The 7,392-nt window shown below is 67.9% G+C and carries 8 protein-coding genes; 5 read left to right on the forward strand and 3 right to left on the reverse strand.

Translation table 11 applies throughout. The annotated features are described in order from the left end of the window. The coding region (locus tag HCK04_RS39635) for an ABC transporter substrate-binding protein (RefSeq protein WP_142652668.1) at nt 1-1,460 on the reverse strand (1,460 nt) is incomplete at its 3' end. 65 nt (nt 1,461-1,525) lie between these two features. Here HCK04_RS39635 and HCK04_RS39640 point away from each other — a divergent pair. Both HCK04_RS39640 and HCK04_RS39645 read left to right on the forward strand, forming a co-directional pair. Further along, nucleotides 1,526-2,071 carry a GNAT family N-acetyltransferase gene (locus tag HCK04_RS39640; protein WP_142652669.1) on the forward strand — a complete coding sequence of 182 codons (546 nt, stop codon included), beginning with the start codon at nt 1,526-1,528 and terminating at the stop codon, nt 2,069-2,071. Nucleotides 2,072-2,432: 361 nt separating this feature from the next. Then, nucleotides 2,433-2,795 carry a hypothetical protein gene (locus HCK04_RS39645; RefSeq protein ID WP_142617314.1) on the forward strand — a complete coding sequence of 121 codons (363 nt, stop codon included), beginning with the start codon at nt 2,433-2,435 and terminating at the stop codon, nt 2,793-2,795. A 41-nt stretch (nt 2,796-2,836) separates the two neighbouring features. Here HCK04_RS39645 and HCK04_RS39650 read toward each other — a convergent pair whose 3' ends face one another. Next, on the reverse strand, nt 2,837-3,055 hold the full coding sequence (locus tag HCK04_RS39650; protein ID WP_142617315.1) for a hypothetical protein: 219 nt from the start codon (nt 3,053-3,055) through the stop codon (nt 2,837-2,839). Between the two features lie 507 nt (nt 3,056-3,562). Between HCK04_RS39650 and HCK04_RS39655 the strand changes: the two genes are divergently transcribed. The 3 genes from HCK04_RS39655 to HCK04_RS39665 all read left to right on the forward strand — a co-directional run bounded on the left by HCK04_RS39655 (nt 3,563) and on the right by HCK04_RS39665 (nt 7,057). After that, nucleotides 3,563-3,982, forward strand: coding sequence for a MobC family plasmid mobilization relaxosome protein (locus HCK04_RS39655; protein WP_142617316.1), 420 nt, complete (start codon nt 3,563-3,565; stop codon nt 3,980-3,982). Beyond that, nucleotides 3,979-5,421 (forward strand): relaxase/mobilization nuclease domain-containing protein, encoded by a 1,443-nt coding sequence (locus tag HCK04_RS39660; RefSeq protein WP_142652670.1) that lies wholly within the window; start codon nt 3,979-3,981, stop codon nt 5,419-5,421. Before HCK04_RS39655 ends, HCK04_RS39660 begins: the two co-directional genes overlap by 4 nt. Before the next feature lie 298 nt (nt 5,422-5,719). Beyond that, the gene (locus HCK04_RS39665) at nt 5,720-7,057 is read left to right on the forward strand and encodes a hypothetical protein (protein WP_142652671.1); all 1,338 of its coding nucleotides are present in this window, start codon (nt 5,720-5,722) and stop codon (nt 7,055-7,057) included. Nucleotides 7,058-7,063: 6 nt separating this feature from the next. Here HCK04_RS39665 and HCK04_RS39670 read toward each other — a convergent pair whose 3' ends face one another. After that, nucleotides 7,064-7,279: a superinfection immunity protein gene (locus HCK04_RS39670; RefSeq protein WP_168066658.1), complete on the reverse strand. Its 216-nt coding sequence runs from the start codon at nt 7,277-7,279 to the stop codon at nt 7,064-7,066. Nucleotides 7,280-7,392 lie beyond the last annotated feature (113 nt).

A 7,392-nucleotide genomic window follows, 5' to 3' on the forward strand; every position in this document is an offset into this window, starting at 1 on the left:
TCGTCGCGGATGCGCTGCTGCAAGGCGTCGTAGGTCTGCTTGCGCACGGTCGGGTCGGTCTCCGCCCGCCCCTTCTCCAGCAGGGCGTCGACATCCGGCTCCTTGTAGTGGCCGGGATTGAAGAATCCCTGGCCGGAGAAGCTGGAGTGGAACATCTCGTAGTTGATGTAGTCGGGGTCGTACGGGCTGCCGTAGCCCATGATGAGCGCGTCCTTGGCCATGCGGGGTTCGATGGCGTCCCAGTCCAGCCCTGCCAGCCGTACGTCGACACCGATCTTCTTGGCGTCCGAGGCGACAGCGAGGGCGAGATCCTTCCGCAGGGAATCGCCTGCGGGGTACATGAGCGTGAAGGAAGCGGGCGTTCCGTCCTTCACTCGGACGCCACCCGAGCCCGGCTTCCATCCCGCCTGGTCCAGAAGCCGGGCCGCCTGGTCGCGGTCGGGGGTGGGCGTGCCGTCCACGGCCGGGTTGTGCCAGGTGGTGCCGGGCGCCACGGGACCGAAGGCCGGCCGACCGGCACCCGCGAGGATGGCCCCGACCATGGCCGAGCGGTCCAGCGCCAGGCTCAGCGCCTTGCGGATGGCCTTGTCGCCGGTGACCGGCGCGTCCAGGGGGAACATCACACCGCGGTAGTCCGCGCTCGGCACCTTGTAGACGGTCAGGCCGACCTGGTCTTCGAAGCGGGCGGCCGCCTTGGGTGGCAGCTCGGTGGCGTCGAACTCGCCCGCCGCCATCCGGGTGGCGCGTACGTTGTCGTCGGCCGAGTACGCCATGACCAGGCGTTTGATCGCCGGGGCGCCCCCCCAGTACGACTGGTTGGCCTCCAGGACGACCTTGTCGCCCGGGGTCCAGGACACGAACCGGTACGGTCCCGTTCCGACGGGCTTGGTGTTGAACGCGACCTTGTCCAGGCTCTGGCCCTGCAGCAGACGCCGCGGCACGATGCCCAGCGTGGCGCGCTGCAGGATCGGCGCGTAGGGATGCTTGAGATGGAACACCACCGTGGCCGGATCGGGCGCTTCGACGGACTCGATCGCCGTGTAGTCACCTCGAATGCCGGAGTTGTTCTTCGGGTCCAGCACGGCCTGATAGGTGTAGGCCACGTCATCGCTTGTTAGAGGCGTGCCGTCGTGGAACCGCACGCCCTGGCGGAGGGTGAAGGTCACGGTCGTGCCCTTGACGTCGGGCAACCGTTCGGCCAGCGCCGGCGCCAGCGTGAGATCCGCATTACGCCGGACCAGACCGTCGAACAGTAAGGACCCGCCATCGGGTTCATAGCCGAGCACCGGGTTCAGTGTGTCCGGCTCAGAAGCGAGACCGAGGACGAACGTGTCCCGCGTTCCCGGATTGCTCGACGAGGTGCCAGGTGACGACGGTGCCGCGCAGGAGGCGGACAGGCCGAGGATCGCCACCACGCCGAGCCGGGCGAGGGTGACAAACCGGGCACGGAGGATCTTCATGGGGCGAAGGTAAAGCGCCCAGGCAACTTATTGCAAGTCATTCGCAACTGCGAAAGACTTGCTATGTGCTGGTGGATGACCTGGACGCGGCCGAAGTGCTCAGATGGCAACAACCGATGCACGATCTCTACATCGAATGCTTCTCCGTACCGCCCTGGTCAGAGCCGGAGGAGCGCCTGCGTGCCTTCCCCTCGCGACTCGCGGGCCACGTGGCGCAACCCGGGTTCCGCTCCGCGCTAGCCTCGGAGGACGGCACCTTGCTCGGCGTCTGTTACGGCTGGCCCGCACGCACGACCAGAGACGCCGATCCGCTGATAGAGCAGGTACACGACGCGGTCGGTCCCGCCGCCTTCGCGGAGATGTCGCGCAACGCCTTCGAAGTAGTGGAACTGATGGTCGCCGGAAAAGCGAGAGGCAGTGGCCTCGGCAGGACGCTTCTCCACCGTGTGGCCGGTGGATGCGAACGAGCGTGGCTGCTGACGTTGAAAGACAGCCCGGCCGCTCGTCTCTACCAGCATCTCGGATGGATGTCCAAGGGCGAGTTCGATAGCTCTGCCGGTCACCGCCTCGTCGTCTACGCGCGAGAGAACCACGTCTCCGTGAGCGCATGAGCGGAAATTGGCCGGTACGGCGATGCGGGGACATGCCTTGTACGCCTCTGAGCCCAAGGTCTGCCTTTCTCCTCCGTGCTCGTCAACCGGGTCGGCGACATCTCCAAACGGCAATCGCCCATTACGACCCCTACAAGGTGAATTGATGGTTCACGCCGGTGACGGCAACCGCGCTCATTCAGCTGGCCATCACTTTCCTGCAGATGCCAGCAATGAGGCGTGTCCTGGTTGTACGACGGCCAGAAGAGCCCACTTGAGTTGTTAGAAACAGCCTCGCAAATGCTTGAAGTGCAAGATCGAATACTTAGAGTAGGGACGGCTGTCGAGGATCAACGGGGGAGACATGGCATCGAGGGCAGGGTTGTCCGTCGCGCTGCTGGCCGGGGCGCTGGTCTTGGGGACGGTCGGATCGGCGCGGGCCGGCGCGCCAGGCTGGAGCGATGCTTACGGCGAGGGCCGCGTGAGCGTTCCGGCGGATCGATCGATGATCAAGGTCTGCGACGGCAGGAAGGACAACGTGGCCTACAAGGCCGTGTGGCACAACGACAATCCCGTCGACGCGCGCAAGCCGTTCGAGGTGCGGGCGCCGCAGGGCGGCTGTGCTACCGACAGTTCCCTGTTCGGATCGGTCAAGGTCTTCAAGCTTTGCCAGGGGGAGATCGGTTCGGACAAGCGCGTCAGGTGGGGTGCCTGCAGAGCGGCGGTATGGCCGGGCGGCCGCTGACCGACCCTGCTCGGGGCGGCGCGACTGTCGTAGGCAACCGGTCAGCCGCTCGCGCCGCCCCCGAGGGTGTGCTGAATCTCGCCCTGCTTCTGCTCCACCACTGTCTTGATCAACGTGGCCAGGCCCAGTGCGACGCCGGCGATGATGGCCGTGATGATCACCCACTCAACGGCCGAGGCTCCACGCGTCGGAGCTGTTCGCGCGTGCTGAATCCGAACACCCAGGTACGCCCGCAGGTAGATGGCCCAGGGATGGTTCACTCCGCCTCGACATCCTTCGTAGCTGTGCGGGGTGAGGCATTGCGGAGCCCACCCTCTGTTGCTTACTGAAACCGGCGATGTGCAAATTGTCGCCGACGTGGCGCTCTCTGGCAGGCAGAACCAGCTCGGAATTTGGAACTCCATCCCACGCCTTCATGCAGCGGCGAGGTTCAGTCTCCTGCGCCGTTTGACGCCCCCGCCTCGTGCTAGTTCTGCCGTTCAGGCGACAGCCTCTCCCTGTCACCTCTAAAGATCACGGACAGTACCTGCTGGAGTACCGCGACGTGCCCGAGGCGTTGGAATGGCGGCAGTCGGTCCACGGCGCTGCACCCGCAGTCTGAGTCCCGCAGGGCGGGAGCAAGATATTCGTAATGTCCCGTTACCGCTGCATCCGGCGGGATGTGGCGGGGAACATTCGTGATCAGAACCGCCCACTCCCGCCACTGGTTCGGGGTGGGTTCTGATCGATTGCGACCGGGCGCGGTCGTCGGGGGAGCGGTCACGAAGATGTCTGATGAGGGAGAGGACACCGGGTCCAGGCAGGTGCGGCAGCGGCGGCGTCAACGCCAGGCGGTGCCGCGGCCGCATGTGGTGAAGTTCGTGCTGACCGAGGAGGAGTACGCCGACTTCCGCACGGCCGCCGAACGTCTTGGGCTGGCGCGCGGGGCCTATGCGGCGGAGGCGGCCCTGGCGGCGGCGCGGATGGTGAACCCGCCGATGCCCGACCCGCTGCGTGAGGCGTTGATCGAGCTGATGCACGCCGCTGGCCAGGTGCGCCGCATCGGGGTCAACCTCAACCAGGCCGTCGCGGCGCTCAACGCGACCGGCGCCGATCCCGGCAACCTGGTTCCGTACGCCGCCGCGTGCTTGCGGGCGGTGCAACGCTTGGACGGAATCGCGGAAGGCGTCCGGAAGGCGATCCGGTGATCGGAAAGGTGATGCGCGGGCGCCGCGTCGGCGGGTTGCTGTACTACCTGTACGGCCCGGGCCGGGCCAACGAGCACGTCAACCCGCACATCGTCGTCGGGTGGCGGCATCCGGCCGAGGTGGAGCCGTCGCTCCGACCGGAAGGCGGGCGGGATTTCCGAAATCTGATCGGATTGCTCAACCAGCCGCTCGCCGCGCTGGGGGAGCGCGGTTACGCCGAGCCGGTGTGGCACTGCGTCGCCCGTGCCGCACGCCAGGACCGCATCCTGAGCGATGACGAGTGGGCGCAGGTCGCCCAGGAGATCATGACCCGCACCGGTCTCGCGCCGGCCGACGATGACAACGGCGTGCGCTGGGTCGCCGTGCGGCACGCCGACGACCACATCCATATCGTCGCCACGCTCGCCCGCCAGGACGGCACCAAGCCCCGGACCTGGAACGACTTCTACCGGGTACGGGAGGCCTGCCAAGCCGTCGAGCGCCGGTACGGCCTGCGCGTGACCGCACCCGGAGATCGGACGGCGGCGCGCCGGCCGACCCGCAGCGAGACAGAACAGACCCGGCGGCGCGGGTGGGATGAGGTGCCGCGGACGGTGCTACGGCAGCACGTCGTCACCGCAGCCGCCGCAGCGGCCTCGGAAGAGGAGTTCTTCCGGTCGTTGGAAGCCGCCGGGGTGCTGGTGCGGCAGCGGATGAGCCAGCGCAATCCCGGCGAGGTGACGGGGTACGCGGTGGCGCTGCCGAAGCATCGCAACCGCGCCGGCGAGCTGGTGTGGTTCGGCGGCGGCAGGCTCGCCGCCGACCTCACTCTTCCGAAACTCCGCGCCCGGTGGCGCGGCGGAAGCGATCACCACCCCGACGGAGCGGGTGCCGACGACCGCCGGGAGATCTGGGAGCTGGTGACGACGGCCGCCCGGCAGGCCGCCGCGCAGCTGCGCGAGGCCACAGTCGGCGAAACGGGCGGCGCGGCGGACGTGCCCGGGGCGACCTCCGACCTGCTACATGTCGCGGCGCGCCTGCTGAAGGACCAGCGGCTTCGCAATGCCGCAGAGGCATTCGACCGCGCCGCGCGAGAGCCGTACGCGCGGATTCTGCCACCGACACGAGCAGGGCTGGAGCTGCGGAGGGCCGTGCGAAGGCTCGGTGCCGGGACGCGAGGGTCCGGAGGATCGCTCATCGCCGACATCGCGGCGCTGGTCGTCGCGGTGGCCGAGCTCCGTACGGCCCAGGGCAGGATGGCCCAGGCGGTCGCGGCACGAGCGGCGGCCCAACACCTCGCTGTGGCGTCACCTGCGGCGGGTGCCCCGGTACGGCTGGCCGCGGCGGACTTCCCGCAGCCCGTCGCCAGGCCGCTCGGCACGGATCCCGGCCAGAATCCTCGCTCGTCCGGGCGTTCCGCCGGTCCTCCGGCACCATCCGCGTCACCCCGGCATAGGTAGCTGGAAGATCGTTATTTTGCTCGCGCGACTCGGCTCTGAGCTGCGCTGTTGCACCGGCATAGCTGCCTATCGTGGTTGATCATCTTCGCTTCGTGATCGACCCGGGGGTGCCGTCGTGACAGCCAGCAATCCGTTCCGAGGCCGGACGCCGATGTGGCGGTCGGCTGCCGCAGGAGTGCTGGCAGGCGCCGCAGCGCTGGCCGTGGCGGGGGCGGCTCAGGCGGACCCGCCGCCCGGGTGCCCGCACCTGACGGGTACAGCAGGCCGGTACGTCGACAACACGAAGTTGTGCGCGGCCATGCAGCGCGAGGTGCAGAACTGGCTCGCCGGCAACAACATCGACGTGGGCCGCGCCGTACGGGACTCGTGGCGCGGACAGGCCTCGCAACCGGCCCCGGAGCAGCCCCAACAGGTCGTACGACTTCCGCAGGTCCCGCAGCAGCCGGCAACTGCTCCAGCCGCCGCGCCTTCTCCCATGGCTACAAAGAGTCCCGAGAAGCCGGAGGCTGCACCTGTGAGCCGTGATCGGGAAGCGGAGGAGCATCACGTCCGGAACCGGCCCTGGCGCGATCACCGGCGGACGCCAGGCCATCCTGCGGCGAGCCCGGCAGCAGCGGCCACGGGGGAGAAGCCGCTGGTGATAGATGAAGTGGCGGCGAGACGCGGGCTTGGCCATTGGCCAACGGCAATCATCGCTCGAACGCCCTCAGCCAAGCCTTTGACGCGGCCAAAGAGGAGCCCGGCGCCGCGGCCGACGCTCGGCGAAAAGCATGAGCCGGCTCCCTACGCAGCCAATGCCGCTCTGGAGTCGTCGGCGTCGACGATGCCCCTGACGATTCCCGTCGGCCTCGCCGCGCTGCTTGTGCTCGCCATCGCCTACCACCGACGACGTCAGTGTGTCGGCGCTGCGGTGATGTGGTGGCGGCGTACCCGTCTGACCAGGCAGGGCGATCGGCTGGTTCGCCACGGCGAGGTGAGGGATACGTTGCCGTTCCCGCCGGTGGAGGCCTCGGAAGAGTCGGTCACCGCAATAGGGGCCGACGATGATGTGCCCGTCACAACGCTCGACTCCATGCTCGAACAGGAGTCGACGAGCTTGGGCTACCTCGTCGCGCTGGCGGCCATGAACGGGACGGGACTCACCGGACCGGGCGCGGAGAATGTGACGCGTGCCATGGTCCTGGAGCTGTTGGCCGGGCGTCATATGGCGGCTCGCGTACTCGTGCCGCGCGAAGACGCGGTGCGCCTGTTCGGCGAGCAAGCGCTACACGCGGCGAATCCGGGGCTCGTGGTGCTCGACACCATGCAGGAGGTAGTGACCGAGCTGGAAGTGGAGATCGTCAGACGAAGCGGGCAGCGTACGGACGCGAGAGTTCCGGAGGGCCAGTCCTGGTTGTTCGTCATCGCCTCGCCGGGTGCCGCAGCTGAGCGGCTGCACCGAATCGTCCAGGGCGGTACGGAGGATCTGATTCTGGGGGTCTTCCTCGGCGACTGGCCGTATGGCATCACCTGCACCGTCGACGAACACGGCGTCATCCTAGATCTGGAAGGACGCTCGGCCCCAGCCTGGACCGCGCATCGCCTGGCGATCTGCAGCCAGTCCGACGCGGTTCGGCATCTGGAGGGCGGTGATTGACGGACGTCATCGGCGGTCGTGGCGGGTGGGCAGTGCGAAGGCCAGGAAGAGCGCTGCCGGCCAGCCGATGCAGGTGAGGCCGCCGAAGAAGTTGAACGCTATGAGTAGAAGGACGTTCTCCACGCCGCGTAAGAGCGCGATCAGCGTTGGCAGGAGGTACAGCACAACGAGCAGCAGGATCAGGCCGATCCAGAACAGGTAGCTGTGCGCGAGGGCGTCCACCTCTCCCATCCTTTCGTAATCGACCGATCACGGGCGGCGATTAAGGGTAGCTGTCCGAGCTGGCTGCGCCGTAGCTCCTGCCGTCGCCCTGGTGCTGCCACACGCTTCGACAA

The organism is Microbispora sp. CL1-1 (assembly GCF_012034195.1).
Lineage (GTDB): Bacteria > Actinomycetota > Actinomycetes > Streptosporangiales > Streptosporangiaceae > Microbispora.

Bases quoted from the DNA above. Each gene is read 5' to 3' on its own strand.
- HCK04_RS39655 (WP_142617316.1), top strand. From the start codon at position 3,563: ATGTCTGATGAGGGAGAGGACACCGGGTCCAGGCAGGTGCGGCAGCGG.
- HCK04_RS39665 (WP_142652671.1), top strand. From the start codon at position 5,720: ATGCAGCGCGAGGTGCAGAACTGGCTCGCCGGCAACAACATCGACGTG.